We start from the raw sequence: 18,901 nt of genomic DNA, 5'->3' as shown, positions 1-18,901 counted from the left end.
CCAGCACAAGCATCCGCGGGTCCTGACGGCACCCTTTCGCCGTCAACAGTTCGGCACGTTGACCGCGAGGCCCCCCAGCGAGGTTTCCTTGTATTTCTCGCTCATGTCGCGGCCGGTCTGGCGCATCGTCTCGATGGCGGCATCCAGCGGCACGAAATGCTTGCCGTCACCCCGCAGCGAGAGGCTGGCGGCGCTGACCGCCTTGATCGCGCCCAGGCCGTTCCTTTCGATGCAGGGCACCTGCACCAGCCCGGCGACAGGATCGCAGGTCATCCCGAGGTGATGTTCCAGCGCGATCTCGGCCGCGTTCTCCACCTGCTCGGGCGTGCCGCCCAGCACCGCCGCCATCCCCGCCGCCGCCATGGCGCTGGCGGACCCGACCTCGGCCTGGCAACCCGCCTCGGCCCCGGAAATCGAGGCGTTGTGCTTGACGAGTCCCCCGATGGCCGCCGCCGTCAGCAGGAAGGTGTCCAGGTCGCGTTCCGAGGCGCCGGGCACATGATCCAGCCAGTAGCGGATCACGGCGGGCACCACCCCCGCCGCGCCGTTGGTGGGGGCGGTCACGACCTGCCCGCCGGCGGCGTTTTCCTCGTTCACCGCCATGGCATAGGCTGACATCCAGTCGTTGATGACATGGGGGGCGGTCAGGTTCTGTCCGCGTTCGGCCAGCAGGGCCTCGTGGATGCCTTTCGCCCGGCGGCGGACCTTCAGCCCGCCCGGCAGCGTGCCTTCCGCCGCAAGCCCCCGGTCCATGCAATCGCGCATGACCTGCCAGATCCGGGCCAGACCGTCGCGGATCTGCGCCTCGCTGCGACAGGCCCGCTCGTTCGCCAGCTTCATCCGGGCGATGGACAGGCCCGATTGCGCGGCCATCTCAAGCATCTGGGCGGCGGTCGAGAAGGGATAGGGGACGCTGGACGCCGCGTCGCTGCGCCGGTCCGAGGCGCGGTCCTCCAATTCCGATTCCGTCAGCACGAAGCCGCCGCCAATGGAATAATAGGTTTCGCGCAGGATCACGTCGCCCTGCGCGTCGGTGGCCATCAGGATCATGCCGTTGGCATGGCCGGGCAGGGGGCGGTCAAAGTCGAAGATCAGGTCGCGTTCCGGGTCGAAGTGCAACTCGCCCAGGCCTTCGGGATGCAGCAGCCCGGTCTGGCGGTTCCGTTCCAACGCGGAATCCGCCGCCTCGCGCTCCATCGTCTCGGGAGTGAAGCCCGCAAGCCCGAGGATCGTCGCCCGGTCGGTCGCATGGCCCTTGCCGGTGAAGGCGAGGCTTCCGTGCAGGCTGGCCCGCAGCCCATGCGCCCCGAAGCGCGCCGCCCGCAGCAGGTCGAGGAACCGTGCCCCCGCTACCATCGGCCCCATCGTATGCGAGGACGACGGCCCGACGCCGACCTTGAAGAGATCGAAGACCGACAGGAACATGGCTGCGCTTTCCCCCTCAGATTCCATGTGAACCTATGGGTGTCGCGGCTTGCGCGCCAGTATGGCTCCGCTTCGTGGCTGGCAAAGCCCGCAGATTTCTTCTTTGTAGAAATATCCTCGGGGGTGCGGGGGCAGACAGCCCCCGGCTCCGACGCTTGACGCCAATCCAGCCTCCGCTGCCTACAACGGGCTTTGTGCGTCGTCGCGCTTGCCTGATTCAGCATTTACAATCTGCCTAATTATTGGGCATATCGGCGGTGTACGCGGCAGATGCCGCCGCGGCCCCATGCCATCAGCCTCATCTGCCGTCCGCCTGCTTTCCGTCCTCTGCCTGCAAGGTCAACTGAACCCATGACCAACGAACCCATCCGCCTTGGCGCCGCCGTGCTGGACCCTCCGGTGTTCCTGGCCCCGATGGCCGGGATCACCGACCTGCCGTTCCGCCGTGCCGTCGTCCGCCACGGGGCGGGGCTGGTGGTCAGCGAGATGGTCGCCTCGACCGAGATGGTGACGCCCCGCCCATCCACCCGCGCGGCCGTGCGCGCCAAAGCGATGGTCGAGGAGAACGGCGTCCCCGTCAGCGTCCAGATCGCCGGGCGGGAACCGGGGCCGATGGCGGAAACCGCGCGGATCGTGGCCGGCATGGGCGCGGGGATCATCGACATCAACATGGGCTGCCCCGCGCGCAAGGTGACGGGCGGGCTGTCGGGCGCGGCGCTGATGCGGGAACCCGACCGCGCCCTGTCGCTGGTCGAGGCGGTGGTCGCCGCCGTCCCCGACCTGCCGGTGACCCTGAAGATGCGGCTCGGCTGGGATGCGGACTGCCTGAACGCTCCCGATCTCGCTCGCCGGGCGCGGGACGCGGGCGTGCGGATGATCGCGGTCCACGGGCGAACCCGGGCGCAATTCTACACCGGCCGCGCCGATTGGGCCGCCATTCGGGCGGTTCGGGCGGCGGTGCCGGACTTGCCGTTGGTCGGCAACGGCGACGTGGTGGATGCGGGTTCGGCCGCCCGTGCCCGCGAATTGTCGGGGGCCGATGCGGTGATGGTCGGGCGCGGTGCGCAGGGCGCGCCCTGGCGGCTGGCGCAGATCGCTGCCGTGAACCACGGCCTTCCCGCCCCGGATGTGCCGCAGGGCGCGGCGCTGGCAGATGCGGTGGCGGAACACCACGCCGACATCCTGTCGCACTATGGCCGCGACCTCGGGATGCGGGTCGCCCGCAAGCATCTCGGCTGGTACGCCGAAGCGGCGGGCCTGCCCGACCTTCCGGCCGCCCGCGCCGCGCTGATGGCCGCAGCAACGCCCGAGGCCGCAGCCACCGCGATCCGCGCCGTCTTTTCGGATGCGCCTGCCGAGGCGCAAGCGGCATGACTGACGCCCTCGCCTCGCCCGACGCCCGCGAGGTGCTGGAGGCGCTGCCGATCCCGGTCGCAACTTTCGACGCCACGGCGCGCTTTACCGGCCTGAACGAGGCGGCGGAACTGTGGCTGAACCTTTCGACGCGGGGCGTCGCCGGGCTACGAACCGATAACCCCTCGCTTTTCGCCCGCCTGCGGGTCGAACCCGAACTCGGCCCCCTTGTCGCGCAGGCGGCGAGTGTCGGCGAGGCGGTGCATCCCTGCGTCCGCTTCCAGATCGGCGACCGCGCGGGCGGCTGGACCGCGCGCCGCGCTGGCCTGCACCTGACCGCGCTGCCGGGTGGCGGGGTCGTCGCCCTGATCCGGCCCGAGCCCGAGGCCGAGAACGTCTTGCCCCGCCGCGCTGCCCGCAGCGCCATCGGCATGGCCGAAATGCTGGCGCATGAAATCAAGAATCCGCTCGCCGGCATCCGCGGCGCGGCGCAGCTTCTGTCCGAGGGCCTCGGCCCCGAGGACCGGGAGCTGACCGACCTGATCGTGGCCGAAAGCCGCCGCATCGTCGCCCTGCTGGAGGAGGTCGAGCGTTTCGGCGACACCTCGCGCCCCCAGCTTCAGCCGGTGAACATCCATGACATCCTCGACCGCGCCCGCCGCAGCATGGCGCTGGGCGGGACTGCGCCGCGCATCGTCACCGATTATGACCCCTCGCTGCCGCCGGCGCTGGTTGATCCGAGCCGCATCATGCAGGTCGTCCTGAACCTTCTGCGCAACGCCGCCGAGGCTCTGGCCCGCGAGGCCCCCGCCGCTGACGGCGGTCCCGCGCTGATCCGCCTTCGCACCGCCTTTGACGGCGAGTCGCGGACGCCGGAGGGCGCCCATTTGGGCTTGCGGGTCGAGGTCGAGGACAACGGCCCCGGCATCCCCGAAGCCATCGCCGACCAGATTTTCGAACCCTTCGTCTCAGGGCGCGAGAACGGCACAGGCCTCGGCCTCGCTCTCGTCAGCAAGATCGTGACCGAGCATGGCGGCTTGGTCCGCGTGGACAGCCGCCCCGGCCGCACCCTGTTTCGCCTATCCCTGCCGCTCGCCGGAAAAGGAGACCCCTGATGGATGGAACCGTATTGATCGCGGACGACGACCGCACCATCCGCACCGTGCTGACGCAGGCGCTGACGCGGGCGGGTTGCCGGGTCCATGCGACCGGCAGCCTCGGCCAGTTGATGCGCTGGGTCGAGGACGGGACGGGCGATCTGGTCGTGACCGACGTGATGATGCCTGACGGCAACGGGCTGGACATGATCCCCTCGATTTCCCGCGCCCGGGCGGACCTGCCGGTGATCGTGATCTCGGCGCAGAACTCGATCGTGACGGCGATCCGGGCGACGGAAGCGGCGGTCTTCGACTACTTGCCCAAGCCCTTTGACCTGCCGGACCTGATGGCGCGGGTGCGGGCGGGCCTCGAACGCCGCAAGCGCCGCGAACCCGACGCGGTGGCCGAGCCGCCTGCCTCCATGCCGCAGAGAATCTCGCTCATCGGCCACACGCCGGTGATGCAGGCGCTGTTCCGCAGCGTGGCGCGGATCGTCAACACCGATCTGCCCGTCGTGGTCGCGGGAGAGCCGGGGGCGGGCCGCAGCACGCTGGCGCAGGCATTGCACGAACTCAGCGACCGCCGCGGCGGCCCGCTGGTCCGGCTAGGTTCGGTGGACAGCGCCGAGGCGCTTGCCGTCCGGCTGGCCGAGGCGCAGGGCGGCACCCTGATTCTTGAGGATGCTGCGGCGATGGAGCCGGGACTGCAGGCCCGCCTTGCCAGCCTGATCGAATCCGCCGAAAGCGGCCCCGACCGCGCCCACGCGGCGCGACTGGTTGCCACGACCGGCCCTGACCCCGAGGGCGATGCCGAGGCGGGACGGCTGCGGCCCGACCTTTATTACCGGCTGGCGGGCATGGTGGTGATGGTGCCGCCGCTGCGGGCGCGTCTGGACGACCTGCCGGCGCTGGCGCGGCTGATGCTGGACCGCGTGGGGCACGGGAATGCCGCGCTGTCGGACGACGCGCTGGAGGCCCTGCGCGCCTATCCCTTTCCCGGTAACCTGCGCGAGCTTGACAACCTGCTGCGCCGCCTCGCCCTGACAGCCCAAGGTCCCCGGATCGGGGCCGAGGATGTCGCGGCCGCCCTGCCTGCACCGGGGGCGCGCGTCACCTCGCCCCGCATCGACCCCTCGCGACCGTTGTCCGAAGCGGTCGAGCAGCATCTGCAACGCTATTTCGACCTGCATGGCGACCAGCTTCCGCCCCCCGGCCTTTACGAGCGGATTCTGCGTGAGGTTGAACGTCCCCTGATCCAGATCGCGCTGGACGCGTGCAACGGAAACCAACTGCGGTGCGCCGATCTTCTGCAGATCAACCGGAACACGCTTCGCAAGAAAGTGAACGACCTGAATATCGAGGTGACACGGCGCCGTCGCCTGATGTAAAACGGTCACAGAGACACAGGATCGCGTAACGCCTGTGCAACAAGAAGCCGCGACACAGCGGCGACCGAGGCGAGGCAGACACGGTGGCACACGCAATCGCGGGGCGACCTTGGGAACGGCTGGCGCGGCTGCGCCGGCAGCGACGCGTCCGCACCGCGGCCACGCTGTTCCTGGCTGTGCTGGGGCCGGTGCTGGCGGTCGCGACCTATGTCGTCATGGGCCCGCTCAGCCAGCATACGGCCAGCACCGGGCTGCGGCTGATCTTCCTGGCCGATCTCATCTACATCCTGCTGCTGACGGGCGTGGTCGGCGCGCGCATGGCCGCCATCCTGACCGCGCGCAAGTCGGCCGCCGCCGGGTCGCGGCTGCACATGCGGCTGGTCGGCGTCTTCACCGCACTGGCGCTGTTCCCGACGGTGCTGGTCGCGTTGTTTGCCGGGCTGACTGTCAACATCGGGCTTGAGGGCTGGTTCTCGGGACGGGTGCAGCAGGTGGTCGCCACCTCGCTGTCGGCGGCCGAGGCCTATCAGGACGAACACCGCCGTGATCTGGCCGAGGATGCCCAGCTTCTGGCCCGCGTGCTGAACGACGGCGCCCGCGCCTTGCCCTTTCTGGACGACGGCACCATCCGCGCCGTGCTGACGGACGGGCAGGCGCTGATCCAGCGCGGGTTGCGGGAAGCCTATGTCATCGACGCGACCGGCGCGATCCGCGCACGCGGCGACCGCAGCTACCGCTTCTGGTATGAGCAGCCCTCCGAGGCGCAGTTCCTTGCCGCCGACCGGGATGGCACGCTGCTGGTCGAGGACTGGCAGAACAACGAGTTCCGTGCACTTGTCCATCTCGACCGGCTGCCGAACCGTTACCTTTATGTCACCCGCGACGTGGACGGCGACCTGCTGGGCCTGCTCGACGACACCCGCGCCACGGTGGGCGAGTACCAGCAGCTTGAACGCACCCGCAGCCGGGTACTGTTCGAGTTCTCGCTGCTTTACCTCGGCTTTGCGCTGCTGCTGGTGGCCGGAGCGATCTGGCTGGGGCTGTGGTTCGCCGAACGGCTCGCCCGTCCCATCGGTCGGCTGGCGGCGGCATCCGAACAGGTGGGCGAGGGGAACCTGGACGTGCAGGTGCCCGAGCCGGACACCGGCGACGAGATCCAGACGCTGGGCCAAAGCTTCAACCGCATGACCCAGGCGCTGAAGCAGCAGCGGGTCGCGCTGGTCGAAAGTTATCGCGTGACGGATGAACAGCGGCGGCTGTTCGACAGCGTGCTGACCTCGGTCACGGCGGGGGTGATCGGGCTGGGGGACGATCAGCGGATCGACTTCGTCAACCGCTCGGCGCTGCGGCTGCTGGGACTTGATCCTTCCGCCGAGGACCAGCCGCTGCTGGACGTGGTGCCCGAGTTCGGCCCCCTGTTCGCGCGGCTGCAGGGATCGGTCGCCGACAGCGTGCAGGACGAGGTGCGGCTGCACCGCGACGGCCGCATCGAAAGCCTGCTGGTGCGCATGGCCGCGCGGCAGGCCGAGGACGGGTCCGTCGCGGGCTATGTGATCGCCTTCGACGACGTGACGGAACTGGTGACGGCCCAACGCATGGCCGCCTGGGGCGACGTGGCCCGGCGCGTCGCGCATGAGATCAAGAACCCCCTGACGCCCATCCAGCTTTCGGCGGAACGCATCCGGCGCAAGTTCGGCAAGCTGGCGAGTTCGGACGAGGACCGCGAGGCGCTGGCCCAATATACCGATGTCATCATCCGCCAGACCAACGACCTGCGCCGGATCGTGGACGAGTTCAGCCGCTTCGCCCGGATGCCCGATCCCGACCGCAGCGAAACGGACATCGCCGCGCTGCTGCGCGAGGCGGTGGTGCTGCAGAAGGACGCGGTTGAGGGCGACATCTCGACCGAGATTTCCGCGGGTCCGGTGATCGTGGACTGCGACCCGGGCATGATGGGGCAGGTCTTCACCAACCTGCTGAAGAACGCGGGCGAGGCGGTGCGCGACCGCCCGGCGGGCGACTGGACCCCCCGCGTCGAGGTCGTGCTGGATGCCCGTCCCGACGCGGTGACGATCCGCATCTGCGACAACGGCGTGGGTCTGCCCGAGGACCGCGCCCGGCTGTTCGAGCCTTACGTGACGCTGAAGCAGGGCGGCACCGGGCTGGGACTGCCCATCGTCAAGAAGATCGTCGAGGAGCATGGCGGCAGCCTTGTGCTGACCGATGCGCCCCCCGACGCCACCGGCCATCGCGGTGCGATGGCCGAAGTCAGACTGCCCCGCGAACGCCAGCCCGTGCGGCTGGCCCATCCGCGCAAACATAAACTCGAAGAGGCGACAGGCACATGAGCGACATCCTGATCGTGGACGATGAGCGCGACATCCGCGAACTCATCGCCGACATCCTGGGCGACGAGGGCTTCAAGACCCGCACCGCCGCCAATGCCGACGAGGCGCTGGCCGCGATCAATGCCGAGGAACCGGCGCTGATGATCCTGGACATCTGGCTCAAGGACAGCCGGATGGACGGGATCGACATCCTCAAGCAGGTCAAGCGCAACAATCCCTCGGTGCCGGTGGTCATCATCTCGGGGCACGGCAACATCGAGATCGCGGTCGCGGCGATCAAGCAGGGGGCCTATGACTTCATCGAAAAGCCCTTCAATATCGACCAGTTGATGGTGGTGATCACCCGGGCGATGGAGACCAGCCGGTTGCGCCGCGAAAACAGCCAGTTGCGCCGGCGCGAGGTCGCGGCGACCGAGATGCTGGGCCATTCCGCCGCCTTCCGGCGGCTGCGCGACAATCTCGACAAGGTCGCCAAGTCGAACGGTCGGGTGATGCTGACGGGCGAGCCGGGCGCCGGCAAGGAACTGGCCGCCCGCTATATCCACGCCCAGTCGCCCCGCGCCGAGGCCGCTTTCGTCGCCGTCCCCTGTGCCACCATCGAACCCGAGCGCATGGAGGAAGTGCTGTTCGGCCGCGAGACGCCCGAACGCGGGATCGAGCCGGGCCTGCTGGAACAGGCCCATGGCGGCGTGATCTATTTTGATGAAGTGGCGGACATGCCGCTGGGCACCCAGCCCAAGATCCTGCGGGTGCTGACCGAACAGCAGTTCACCCGCGCGGGCGGCAGCGACCGGGTGCGGGTGGACCTGCGGGTGATCTCCTCGACCAACCGCGATCTTGGCAGCGAGATCGCCGCCGGCCGCTTCCGGCAGGAGCTTTACGACCGCCTGAACGTGGTCCCCGTGCAGGTGCCCGGCCTTGCGGAACGGCGCGAGGACATCGCCGAACTCGCCCGCCACTTTATCGAGCAGTTCCACGCGAGTCAGGCCCTGCCGCTGCGCGCCCTGCCCGATGACAGCATTGCCGCCCTGCAGGCGATGCGCTGGCCCGGCAACATCCGCCAGCTGCGCAACGTGATCGAGCGCGTGCTGATCCTGGGCGAGGACAGCGGCCCGATCCAGCCCGCGGAACTGGAGCCCCAGGGTGCGACCCCCGACAACGGCGAGGCGCTGGCGCTGGGTCCCCAGATCACTGCGCTTGCCTTGCGCGAGGCGCGGGAGCTCTTCGAGAGGGAATACCTGCTTGCGCAGATCAACCGCTTCGGCGGCAACATCAGCCGCACTGCGCAGTTCGTGGGGATGGAGCGGTCGGCCTTGCACCGCAAGCTCAAGTCGCTGGGCGTCGTGGGCGGGATGCGGGTCGAGGACGAGGTGATGGCGAAATAGGCCTTCGGACACCGTGCCGGCATCCCCGCTCCGACGCCTCCGGCGGGGATATTTAGGGCCGAAAGACGCAGCATTAGCCTTTTGCGGGCTTTGTCTTTCGGCTGCAAATATCCCGGGGGTTCGGGGGCTGGCCCCCGATCCGGCTTCAATCCTTGGCCAGAGGGTCCCATCCGCCCATGCGTGGGGGCGGATCGTCGTCATCGTCGTCTGGTTCCGTGCGAGCCATCTCGCCACTCAGGGCGTCGAAGGCCGTCTGCTGGCGGCGGGTCCAGAGGACATTGAGGCGAGGCCCTTCCTCGGTCTGCTCCTCGCTTTCCACGACGCCGGCCTCGTGCAGCCAGGCGCGGCGGCGGCCCTCGGCGTGAGACAGCGTCACCACGCCCGGCTCGCGCGGTTCGTCCAGAACCTCGGACAACCGCTGGTCGATGGCGGCGATGAGGTCCGGCAGGCCCTCGCCCGTGAGCGCGCTGACCGCCTGCACATCGGCGCGGCGGGCGTCCGTGCGGCGCAGGGCGGCGCGGGTTTCGTCGGACAGCGCGTCGATCTTGTTCCAGACCTCGATTAGCGCCACGTCCTCATCCACGCCGAGGCTGTCGAGGATGTCGCCCACATCTCCCGCCTGCTCCTCGGTTTCGGGGTGGCTGATGTCGCGGACATGCAGGATCAGGTCGGCCTCCAGCACCTCCTCCAGCGTGGCGCGGAAGGCGGCGACGAGTTCCGTCGGCAGGTCCGAGATGAAGCCCACGGTGTCCGAGAGGATGATCCGGCGGCCCCGCGCTTCGCCGTCGGCGGCAGGAAGGTGGATCGCCCGCATCGTCGGGTCCAGCGTGGCGAACAGCATGTTTTCCGCCAGCACCTCGGCCCCGGTCAGGCGGTTGAACAGCGTGGACTTGCCGGCGTTGGTGTAGCCGACAAGGGCAACGATAGGATAGGGCACCTTGGCGCGGGCGGCGCGATGCAGGCTGCGGGTGCGCGTCACCCGTTCCAGTTGCCGCCGCAGGCGGACCATCTGGTCGTCGATGGCGCGGCGGTCGGCCTCGAGCTGAGTCTCGCCGGGGCCGCCGACGAAGCCGAAGCCGCCGCGCTGGCGTTCAAGGTGGGTCCAGGCGCGCACCAGCCGCGTGCGCTGATAGGACAGCGCCGCGAGTTCCACCTGCAGCACGCCTTCCCGCGTCCGCGCGCGGTCGGCGAAGATCTCAAGGATCAGTCCGGTGCGGTCCAGGATCTTCACGTCCCAATGCTTTTCCAGGTTCCGCTGCTGGACCGGGGTCACGGGGCCGTCGATCAGGACCAGCTCGGTCTCGGCCGCATGGATCGCCTCGCCCAGTTCCTCGAGCTTGCCGGATGAGAACAGCATCCCCGGCGAAGGGTTGCGCAGCTTGGTTACACCGCTGCCGACGACCTCGATCGCCGGCAGCGCGCGGGCCAGCGCCACCGCTTCCTCAAGCGCAAGCTCGGGCGTGCGGCGCTGGTCGCGGCGCGAGCCGAGGTCGGGGTGTATGACGAAGGCGGGCGTGGGCCGCGTTTCGGTCGCCTGTGGCTCGGCCACTCAGTCCTCGCCTTCGTACAGGCTGATGGGCTGGCCCGGCATGATGGTCGAGATCGCGTGCTTGTAGACCAGCTGCGACTGGCCGTCGCGGCGCAGCAGGACGCAGAAATTGTCGAACCAGGTAATGACGCCCTGCAGCTTGACGCCGTTGATCAGGAAGATCGTGACCGGCACCTTGGCCTTTCGGACATGGTTCAGGAAGGCGTCTTGAAGGTTCTGCTTGTCGCCGGCCATGCGGGACACCTTTTCTTGTTATTGCGGCATTGTGTTCACATTAAGGTCATCCTTTGCAATGTGACAAGGCGGGCAGGGAAATGCGCCACAGGTGTTTCCCTTTCGCCACGCTGCGCCATCGTCGGGCGGACCGGCGAGAATAGGCCGCGATACCGCCGCCTTCCACCTGGCCGGTCACGTCACCGATCCAGATAAGGAGTGCCGCCGGAGCCGAGCTTCAGCCCCAAGTCCGGTTCAAGGCCAGCCGGGCAGGCAAGGGGCGATGTTCTTCCGCAACCCTTGGGGCATCTTCTCCTGTCAGCGCTGCCAGGCGCCGGGAGTCAGCAGGGCGAGAATCGCCAGCATCTCGAGCCGCCCGGCCACCATGGCTGCCGCAAGCACGGCCTTGGTGAAGGGGGCAAGCCCGGCCCAGCCCTGCCAGGGCGCCCCCGCGATCCCGGCGCTGCCGTCGAAAACGGGGGTCAGCGGGATCGCCTCGGCCAGATGGCCGGTATTGGTCAGGGCGGCGACGCTGAGGATCGTCGCCGTCTCGAAGGCAACGGGCCGCAATGACACCAGCGCGATGGTCAGCACGACGGACAGTGCGAAAACCATGAAAAAGATGAAGGACAGGTAGGCTCCCGGACCCCTCAGCCGCCGGATCACGGGACTGCCGCCCGCGACCGAGGCGGGGTGGACGATCTTGTCCAGTTCGCGCCTTGCATGCAGCGCCAGCGCAAAGACCCGCAGCAGCTTGACGCCCCCTGCGGTGGTGGCGACGCCGCCCCCCATGATGGCCAGACCCGCCAGCATCAGCCCCGGCGCCGACAGCCCCGCCCAGGCCCGCGCCCCTTCCCAGTGCATCGAGGTCCAGCCGGTCGTGGTCAGGAACGACAGCGCCGTGAACAGGCTGCCCCAGGCGGCCCCGGCCGCGCGGGCCAACCCGCCGGCAAGGTTCGGGGCCGCCGGCTCGGGCGTGGTCACCGGCTGGACGTCTTCCAGGAAGGCGCCGATGAAAGGGCGCAGCACCAGCGTCAGCATCACCAGCGCCACCAGTCCTGCGGCGACGCGCAACTCGGGATCGTGGCGCAAGCGGCGGGTGACCTGCAACTCGCCCCCGCCCGGCCAGGCGCGGCGGGTCAGGGCGGTCAGCATGAAGGCGGCGACCAGCGCCTCGGCCGCCATGCCGCCGCTGGCGCCGACGGGCCGCGCGTCAAGGCCGACGCCGCTGGTGGACAGGGTCCCCATGGCGCGGATCAGCGCGTTCAGCGCATGGTCCCCGGTCATCATCAGCCCCAGCCACAGCGCCCCGGTCGCACCCGCGTAAAGCGGCGCAATGGCAAGGCCCCAGCGGATCAGCCGCAAGGCCGGGTCGCCGAGATGGGCGGCATGGTCCCGGTCCGGGGGCAGCCCGGAGCCGCCGCCCAGCCGCTCGAACCGTTCATCCGCGCCGGTGGCGCGGTCCATGATCTCGAACCCGCCCACGCGCACCGGCGCCATAAGGGCGATCGCGGCGACAAGGATGAACAGCCCGCCCAGCCAGCCCACGAGGCCGCGCCACAGGTGCAGCGTCGGGGCTACCAGGTCGGCCGCATAAAGCGTGGCGCCGGTGGTGGTCAGGCAGGACAGCATCTCCCACCAGGCGTTGAACAGGCCGGTGTCGGGCATGACCAGGGCAAAGGGGAAGGCGCAGACCAGCGGCAGCCCGGCATAGACGCCGAGAAGCGTGCCCAGCACCCCGCGCGAGGGCGCGGAGGCGGGCGTGGCGGCCGTCGCCAGCGCCAGCATCGCGCCCAGCACCAGCGCGCCCGCGGCCGAGCCTGCGAAGATGGCGGCGATGCGGCGGTCGCCGATGGCCTCGGCATGGGCGGCGGGAATCAGCATCGCCAGCCCAACGGCCAGCCCGGCGATGACCAGCACGGGCAGGCGGGCTAGCCAGCCCATCAGAACCAGTCGGCCGAGACCTGCAGCAGACGCTCGACCTCCTCGATGTCGCCCGACAGCGCAAAGATCAGCACCAGGTCGCCGGGGTCCAGCCGGGTGTCGGGCCGCGGCTTCAGCAGCGCGCCGGGCTTCTCGATGGCGGCGATCAGCGCCCCTTTCGGCAGTTCGAGGTCGCGCACCGCCTGTCCGGCGAGCGGAGAGCCGGGCAGCACCTGCGCCTCGATCAGTTCGGCCTCGGCATCGCCCAAGGCATAGACGTCGCGGACTCGACCGCGGCGGATGTGACGCAGGATGCTCGACACGGTGACGGCACGCGGGCTGATCTGGGCGTCGATCCCGAGGGATGAGGCCAGGGGCAGCAGCGAGGGGTCGTTGATCAGAGCCACCACCATGCCAGCGCCCGCTTGCCGCGCCCGAACGGCGGCAAGGATGTTGACATGGTCGTTGGCGGTCAGCGTCAGCACCGCGTCGGCCTTTGGCACCCCCGCCTCGGCCATCAGGTCGATCGACATGCCGTCGCCGTGCAGCACGACCGCGCGGCGCAGCCGCTCGGCCGCGACCTCGGCTCGCTCGCGGTCGGCCTCGATCAGCCGCAGCGTGACCTCGGGGCTGTTGTCCAGAACATGGGCCACGGCGCGGCCGATGTTGCCCGCGCCGATCAGGACGACCCGGCGGATCGGGCGCGCGGGCAGGCCGAAGATGTCGAGGGTGCGGGCCACGTCCTCCTCGGGCGTGACCACATAGGCGCGGTCGCCCGCGTGCAACTGGTCATACGGCTCGGGCGCGAAGAACCGGCCGCCGCGCCGCAGCCCGACCACGACGGCGCGCAAGCCCCAGAAGGTCTGGTCCAGATGCCTGAGCGGCGTGTTCAGGATCGGGCAGTTGTCCGTCAGCGCCATGGCGAGCAGCCTCACGCGCCCGTCCATGAAGGTTTCCGTGTCGAATGTCGTCGGCGCGTCCAGCCGCGAGAGCGCCGCGGCGGCGACCTCCTGTTCGGGGCTGATGACCACGTCGATGGACAGGTTCTGCGCCTGGTAGAGATCGGCATATTCAGGCCGCATGTAGGCCGGCGCCCGCAGCCGGGCGATTCGGCGGGGGACGGAAAACAGCGCCGCCGCGATCTCGCACGACACGATGTTGACCTCGTCGCTGGCGGTGGCGGCGATCAGCAGGTCGCAGTCGGCGGCCCCGGCGCTGTCCAGCACGTCGGGGTGGCTGGCGTGGCCGGCAATGCCCCGCACGTCCAGCGCGTCGTTGACCTGCTGGATCAGCCGCTCGTCGCGGTCGATCAGCACGACGTCGTGTCGCTCGCCCGAAAGCTGCCGCGCGATCTGCCAGCCGACCTGTCCAGCACCGCAGATGATGATCCGCATGAGCCTGTCCCGCGGTGAACGTCAGCTTGCAGCCATAGGCCCCGGCGGTTCGCCCGGCAATGGGAAGCGTTGTGCGCCCCGGTTGCTGGCCTGTGCTATTCCTCGCGGAAGGCGCGGGTGAAATAGTCGCTCAGCGGCTTCATCAGGTAGGCGAGCGGGCTGCGCTCGCCGGTCTGGATATAGACCTCGACCGGCATCCCTGGGATCAGGGACAGATCGCCCAGCTTGTCGCTTTCGGCGGGCGGGATCGTCACCTCGGCGCGGTAATACTGCATCTGCGTCGCCTGATCGGTCACGGCATCGGCCGAGACGCGGTTCAGCGTGCCGTGAATCTCGGGCGTCGTGCGGCTGGAGAAGGCCGAGAAGCGCAGCACCACGTCCTGCCCCACGGACACCTCGTCGATGTTGATGGGGGGGATGCGGGCCGCGATCACCAGCGGGCGATCCTGCGGGATCAGGTAAAGCACCGGGTCGGCGGGCCGGATCACTGCGCGCGGGGTCGTCACCTGCAACTGGTGGACGATGCCCGACACCGGCGCCCGGATGTCCAGCCGCGCGATCTGCTCGGCCAGCGAGCGCCTGCGTTCGGCCAGTTCCAGTTCGCGGTAGCCCATGTCGCGCAGCTCGGTTTCGGCGGTCTCGCGGCGCTCGGCGGCCTCTTTCAGCCGGGTGATGCCGATCTCGGTCAGGCGCGTCTCGCCCTGGGCACGCATCGCCTGCGTCTCGCCCAGTTGCCCGTCCAGCCGTGCGGCCTCGCGTTCCAGCGACAGCACGCGCGTTGCCTGCGCCAGACCCCGATCGAAAAGGCTCTGCTGGTCGGTCAGTTCTTCCTGGATCAGGTCGCGCTGGATGCGCAGTGCGGCGATCTGCGCGTCGATGCCCTCGATCTGGTTGCGGACCTGCTGGGCCTGCTGGTCAAGCTGATCGGTGGATTGCCTGAGCGTGTCCAGCCGGCTTTGGAAAAGCTGGGTCTGCCCCTGCATCATCGCCGCGACATCGGGCCGGGTGGCGGAAATCTGCACCAGTTCCTCGGGGAAGGTGATCTCGGGGTTGTCGGCGCGCTCGGCCTCCAGCCGGCCGCGGCGGGCGAGAATCTCGAAATACTGGCCCTCGACGATGGCCAGTTCCGTTCGCAGCAGGGTGCCGTCAAGACGGATCAGCACCTCGCCCGCTTCGACGGTCTGACCCTCGCGCACGGGGATCGCCTCGACCACGCCGCCTTCGAGGTGCTGGACGACCTGGCGGTGCTGTTCCACCTCGACCTGGCCGGGCGCGACCACGGCGCCGGCGATGCGCGAGGCCACGGACCAGCCGCCGAAGCCCCCGACCAGCAGGATCATGGCCGCCAGTCCCAGGATCAGCGCCCCGCGCGCCGACCAGTTGTTCCCCTCAGGGCGCGGCGGAGCGGGGGCGGGGGGCGGCGGCGCGGAAGGGCGCGCAGCGCGGCGGGGCCCGGCATCCTCGATGGTGCCGACGGGCGCGACGCCGATGCGGGCGGGGCCGGCCGCCTTCGCGGGTTTACGGGTCATGTCACACCTCCGCCCGCGCCTCGGGTGCGGGTGATCGTTTCGGCGTTGCGGACGGTCGAGCGCAACACCTCGTCGCGCGGCCCGAAGGCGCGGCGCATCCCTTGTTCCATCACCAGCAGCATCTCGCATTCCGCGATGGCGGCCGGGCGGTGGGCCATGATGATGACCGCGCCGCCCCGCGCCTTGATCGAGCGGATGGCGAGATTCAGCGCCTCTGACCCCTCGTTGTCGAGGTTCGAGTTCGGCTCGTCCAGGACGAACAGCACCGGCTCGCCGTAAAGGGCGCGGGCAAGGCCGACGCGCTGGATCTGCCCGCCCGAAAGCCGCCCGCCCGCCTGCGACAGCGGCGTGTCATAGCCCTGCGGCAGGTCGAGAATCATCTTGTGCGCCGCGGCCGCCGTCGCGGCGCGAACGATCGCGTCGGGGTCCGGGCGTTCCGACAGGCGGGCGATGTTCTCGGCGATGGTGCCGTCGAACAGCGTGACCTGCTGCGGCAGGTAGCCGATCAGCGCGCCCAGCACGTCCGGGTCGTATTGTTCCAGCGTCGCGCCATCCAGCCGGATCGAGCCGCCCGCCGCGGGCCATGCCCCGATCAGCGCCCGCGCCAAAGTCGACTTTCCCGCGCCCGATGGCCCGATCACCCCCAGCGCCTGGCCGGGTTCCAGCGTGAAGCTGACGCCCCGCAGGGTGGCCGCGTTCTGTCCCGGCGGCACCACCGTCAGGTTCGAGACATCCAGCCGCGCGGCAGGGCGCGGCAGGGGCGTGCGCTGCGGCTGCGGCGGGCGGCGCGAAAGCAGTTCGCCCAACCGCTTCCAGCCGTCCACCGCCCGCTGGACCGACGCCCAGCCGCCGACGATCTGTTCCACCGGCGCCAGCACCCGACCCATCAGGATGGAACTCGCGATCATCGCGCCCGGCGTCAGTTCCTGCCGCAGCACCAGCCAGGCGCCCGCTGCCAGCAGCGCCGATTGCAGGAACAGCCGGAAGGTCTTGGAGAACACCGAGAAGCCCAGGCCCCGGTCGCTGCCCGCGATGGTCGCCTCGGCCGAGCGGTCGCGGAAGCGGCGCCACCGGCCGAAGGCCGCCCCGCGCATCCCCATGGCGCCGATCAACTCGCCCTCGTCCCGATAAAGATCGGCAGCGCGGTCGGCGGTCTGGCCCGCGGCCATCGCCTGCTGCAGCGGCCGGCGGGTCATCGACTGGTTCAGCCAGGTGATGATCACCAGGATCACGGCCCCCAGCGTCGCCACGATCCCCATGACCGGATGGAAGAGGTAAAGCCCCGCCAGAAAGACCGGAGCCCAGGGCAGGTCGAACAGCGCCATCAGCACCGGCGAACCCATCATCTGCCGCACCGCCTCAAGGTCGCGCAGCCCCGCCTGGGCCGAGGCCGTCTGCCCTGTCACCGCCCCCTCGGCCAGCGCCGCCTGAAAGACCCGGTTCTGGATACGCTCCTGAAAGCGCATTGCCACGCGGGCCATGACCCGGCCGCGGGCGAGGTCGATCAGTCCCATCATCAGGAACAGGAACGCCACCAGCCCGAACAGCGCCACCAGCGTCGGGACCGAGCCGCTGCCCAGCACCCGGTCATAGACCTGCATCATGAACAGCGGGCCGGTCAGGTTGAGCAGGTTCACCGCGACCGAGAACACGGCCACCGCCGCGACCAGCCCCAGATTGCCGCCGCGCGCCGCGCGCAGTTCGGCATACCCGTCATGCATTGCAGATGTCGTCCGGACCATCACCTGTCCTGTCCATGCGCGGCGAACAGCCGCCATTTACCCCGTTGCACCAACCACCGTTGCCGGCGCAAGGCGCGCTGTCTATCCCGTTCCGAACCGTTCAGACAGGTCCGGCCCGCGAATCCCATCCTTGATGAGCCAAGCTTCGCCGATGGATATTAAGGAGAGATTGATGCGCGCAGCCCTGGTCACGCTGGCCCTGTGTCTTGCCGGCTGCGCCGCCGCCCCGCCGGGCGGGATCCCCGATCCTTACGAACCGATGAACCGCCGGGTCCATGCCTTCAACAAGGCGCTGGACGCCAGGGTGCTGCGACCGGTGGCAGGGGCCATGCCAAGGGACGCAGCGCCCCGGCCCGAATTAGAAACCCGGCCCCCCGGTCCGATTGAAATGGTTGGAAACTTCGGCGCCAACCTGTCGCTGCCCGGCAAGGTGGTCAACAGCCTGCTGCAGGGCCGGCCGGGACCGGCGATCCACAACGGCTTTCGCTTCGCGGTCAACAGCACGGTGGGAGTCGGGGGAATCCTCGATCCGGCAGGCGAAGGATTCGGTCTGCCCGAGATCGACACCGACTTCGGCGAGACGCTGCATGTCTGGGGCGTGCCCGCCGGCGCCTATCTGGAACTGCCGCTGCTGGGGCCGTCGAATCAGCGCGACCTTGCCGGCAAGGTCGTCGATTTCCTGCTGATCGATCCCTTGGACAACGTCCTGACCGACGAGCAGAAGCTGGCGGGAACGGCGGCGCGGGTCGTCTCAAAAGCCGGTGAGCGAGGGCGATTCGGCTCGACGGTGGACTCGGTCCTGCATGAAAGTGCCGACAGTTACGCCCAGACGCGGCTGCTTTACACGCAGCACCGCCGCTACGAGCTGAAGCAGGAAGAGGACGCCATTGACCCATATGCCGAATAGCACCCGACGCGGGTTCCTGGGACTTCTTGCGATGGGCGGCGCGATGGCCGTGACGCCGGCGCAGGCGATGACCGCGCATGAGGCCTCGGCCTCGATCCGCCGCGCGGTGGACGAGGTGCTGGCGGTGGTCAACTCGGGCCAGCCGCCGGCGCAGCTTTTCGCGGCCTTCGAGACGATCTTCGCCAAGCGCGCCGACATCGACGCCATTGCCCGCTCGGCGCTGGGACCGGCGGCGCGGCAGATGGAGGCCGCGAACTTCCGCGAGTACCGCGAGGCGATGACGGGCTATATCGCCCGCAAATACGGCCGGCGCTTTCAGGAATTCCTCGGCTCGCGCATCGAGGTGGGGGCGGCTCGGCCGCTCAAGTCCTTCTGGGCGGTCAGCTCGACGGCCTATCTGAACGGCCGCAGCCCGATGGAAGTCGAGTGGCACATTTCGGACAAGACCGGGCAGCCGCGCTTCTTCAACCTGATCATCGAGGGCGTGAACATGCTGGCCTCGGAACGTGAGGAGATCGGCGCCATGCTGGCCCGCCGCCGCGGCGACATGGACGCGCTGATCAAGGACCTGCGGCAACTGGGCTGAGGTTTCCCGACCGAAAAGGAAAAGCCCCGCAGCGACGAGGCTTTTCCATGTACAGGGGCCGG

14 protein-coding genes are annotated in these 18,901 nt (G+C 69.4%); 7 read left to right on the top strand and 7 right to left on the bottom strand.

Annotated features, from left to right (window positions below; all coding sequences use genetic code 11):
* Nucleotides 1–42 precede the first annotated feature (42 nt).
* On the bottom strand, nucleotides 43–1,425 hold the full coding sequence (locus tag JGR78_RS09750) for an L-serine ammonia-lyase (protein ID WP_182790843.1): 1,383 nt from the start codon (nucleotides 1,423–1,425) through the stop codon (nucleotides 43–45).
* Between the two features lie 351 nt (nucleotides 1,426–1,776).
* On the opposite strand from JGR78_RS09750, the gene dusB reads away from it, so the two are divergent.
* The 5 genes from dusB (at nucleotide 1,777) to JGR78_RS09725 (ending at nucleotide 8,996) form a co-directional block, all read left to right on the top strand.
* Nucleotides 1,777–2,799: a tRNA dihydrouridine synthase DusB gene (dusB, locus tag JGR78_RS09745; protein WP_182790655.1), complete on the top strand. Its 1,023-nt coding sequence runs from the start codon at nucleotides 1,777–1,779 to the stop codon at nucleotides 2,797–2,799.
* Nucleotides 2,796–3,893: a nitrogen regulation protein NR(II) gene (locus JGR78_RS09740; protein ID WP_182790654.1), complete on the top strand. Its 1,098-nt coding sequence runs from the start codon at nucleotides 2,796–2,798 to the stop codon at nucleotides 3,891–3,893. Before dusB ends, JGR78_RS09740 begins: the two co-directional genes overlap by 4 nt.
* Entirely contained in the window at nucleotides 3,893–5,263 is a 1,371-nt protein-coding gene (locus JGR78_RS09735) for a sigma-54 dependent transcriptional regulator (RefSeq protein WP_182802934.1), read from the top strand. Before JGR78_RS09740 ends, JGR78_RS09735 begins: the two co-directional genes overlap by 1 nt.
* Before the next feature lie 83 nt (nucleotides 5,264–5,346).
* A complete protein-coding gene (locus tag JGR78_RS09730; protein WP_256435003.1) occupies nucleotides 5,347–7,611 on the top strand; it encodes a PAS domain-containing sensor histidine kinase in 2,265 nt (754 codons plus the stop codon).
* Nucleotides 7,608–8,996 (top strand): sigma-54 dependent transcriptional regulator, encoded by a 1,389-nt coding sequence (locus JGR78_RS09725; protein ID WP_182802932.1) that lies wholly within the window; start codon nucleotides 7,608–7,610, stop codon nucleotides 8,994–8,996. Before JGR78_RS09730 ends, JGR78_RS09725 begins: the two co-directional genes overlap by 4 nt.
* Before the next feature lie 145 nt (nucleotides 8,997–9,141).
* Here the strand turns inward: JGR78_RS09725 and hflX are convergent, their stop codons facing one another.
* The 6 genes from hflX to JGR78_RS09695 form a co-directional block, all read right to left on the bottom strand.
* Nucleotides 9,142–10,545 carry a GTPase HflX gene (hflX, locus tag JGR78_RS09720; protein ID WP_182790651.1) on the bottom strand — a complete coding sequence of 468 codons (1,404 nt, stop codon included), beginning with the start codon at nucleotides 10,543–10,545 and terminating at the stop codon, nucleotides 9,142–9,144.
* On the bottom strand, nucleotides 10,546–10,779 hold the full coding sequence (gene hfq, locus JGR78_RS09715) for an RNA chaperone Hfq (RefSeq protein ID WP_020949330.1): 234 nt from the start codon (nucleotides 10,777–10,779) through the stop codon (nucleotides 10,546–10,548). It abuts the gene before it with no gap.
* 297 nt (nucleotides 10,780–11,076) lie between these two features.
* Entirely contained in the window at nucleotides 11,077–12,702 is a 1,626-nt protein-coding gene (locus tag JGR78_RS09710) for a potassium transporter TrkG (RefSeq protein WP_182790650.1), read from the bottom strand.
* On the bottom strand, nucleotides 12,702–14,075 hold the full coding sequence (gene trkA, locus JGR78_RS09705; protein WP_182790649.1) for a Trk system potassium transporter TrkA: 1,374 nt from the start codon (nucleotides 14,073–14,075) through the stop codon (nucleotides 12,702–12,704). Before trkA ends, JGR78_RS09710 begins: the two co-directional genes overlap by 1 nt.
* Nucleotides 14,076–14,170: 95 nt before the next feature.
* Nucleotides 14,171–15,604, bottom strand: a complete 1,434-nt coding sequence (locus tag JGR78_RS09700; RefSeq protein WP_182790648.1) for an HlyD family type I secretion periplasmic adaptor subunit — start codon at nucleotides 15,602–15,604, stop codon at nucleotides 14,171–14,173.
* Nucleotides 15,601–17,346, bottom strand: a complete 1,746-nt coding sequence (locus JGR78_RS09695) for a type I secretion system permease/ATPase (RefSeq protein WP_370576326.1) — start codon at nucleotides 17,344–17,346, stop codon at nucleotides 15,601–15,603. Before JGR78_RS09695 ends, JGR78_RS09700 begins: the two co-directional genes overlap by 4 nt.
* Before the next feature lie 172 nt (nucleotides 17,347–17,518).
* Here JGR78_RS09695 and JGR78_RS09690 point away from each other — a divergent pair, with 172 nt between their 5' ends.
* Together JGR78_RS09690 and JGR78_RS09685 are read left to right on the top strand one after the other, a co-directional pair.
* Nucleotides 17,519–18,253 carry a VacJ family lipoprotein gene (locus JGR78_RS09690; RefSeq protein WP_182790647.1) on the top strand — a complete coding sequence of 245 codons (735 nt, stop codon included), beginning with the start codon at nucleotides 17,519–17,521 and terminating at the stop codon, nucleotides 18,251–18,253.
* Nucleotides 18,243–18,839 (top strand): phospholipid-binding protein MlaC, encoded by a 597-nt coding sequence (locus JGR78_RS09685; RefSeq protein ID WP_182802930.1) that lies wholly within the window; start codon nucleotides 18,243–18,245, stop codon nucleotides 18,837–18,839. The genes JGR78_RS09690 and JGR78_RS09685 overlap by 11 nt, the downstream gene beginning before the upstream one ends.
* Nucleotides 18,840–18,901: the final 62 nt, after the last annotated feature.

The organism is Paracoccus sp. MC1862 (genome assembly GCF_016617715.1).
Classification (GTDB): Bacteria; Pseudomonadota; Alphaproteobacteria; order Rhodobacterales; family Rhodobacteraceae; genus Paracoccus.
This window is presented reverse-complemented; position numbering and strand designations above follow the sequence as displayed.

Coding starts and splice junctions, on each gene's coding strand:
- JGR78_RS09735 (WP_182802934.1), top strand. CDS start 3,893: ATGGATGGAACCGTATTGATCGCGGACGACGACCGCACCATCCGCACC.
- JGR78_RS09750 (WP_182790843.1), bottom strand. CDS start 1,425: ATGTTCCTGTCGGTCTTCGATCTCTTCAAGGTCGGCGTCGGGCCGTCG.
- JGR78_RS09710 (WP_182790650.1), bottom strand. CDS start 12,702: ATGGGCTGGCTAGCCCGCCTGCCCGTGCTGGTCATCGCCGGGCTGGCC.
- JGR78_RS09700 (WP_182790648.1), bottom strand. CDS start 15,604: ATGACCCGTAAACCCGCGAAGGCGGCCGGCCCCGCCCGCATCGGCGTC.
- JGR78_RS09740 (WP_182790654.1), top strand. CDS start 2,796: ATGACTGACGCCCTCGCCTCGCCCGACGCCCGCGAGGTGCTGGAGGCG.
- trkA (WP_182790649.1), bottom strand. CDS start 14,075: ATGCGGATCATCATCTGCGGTGCTGGACAGGTCGGCTGGCAGATCGCG.
- JGR78_RS09685 (WP_182802930.1), top strand. CDS start 18,243: ATGCCGAATAGCACCCGACGCGGGTTCCTGGGACTTCTTGCGATGGGC.
- JGR78_RS09690 (WP_182790647.1), top strand. CDS start 17,519: ATGCGCGCAGCCCTGGTCACGCTGGCCCTGTGTCTTGCCGGCTGCGCC.
- dusB (WP_182790655.1), top strand. CDS start 1,777: ATGACCAACGAACCCATCCGCCTTGGCGCCGCCGTGCTGGACCCTCCG.
- JGR78_RS09695 (WP_370576326.1), bottom strand. CDS start 17,346: ATGGTCCGGACGACATCTGCAATGCATGACGGGTATGCCGAACTGCGC.
- hfq (WP_020949330.1), bottom strand. CDS start 10,779: ATGGCCGGCGACAAGCAGAACCTTCAAGACGCCTTCCTGAACCATGTC.
- JGR78_RS09725 (WP_182802932.1), top strand. CDS start 7,608: ATGAGCGACATCCTGATCGTGGACGATGAGCGCGACATCCGCGAACTC.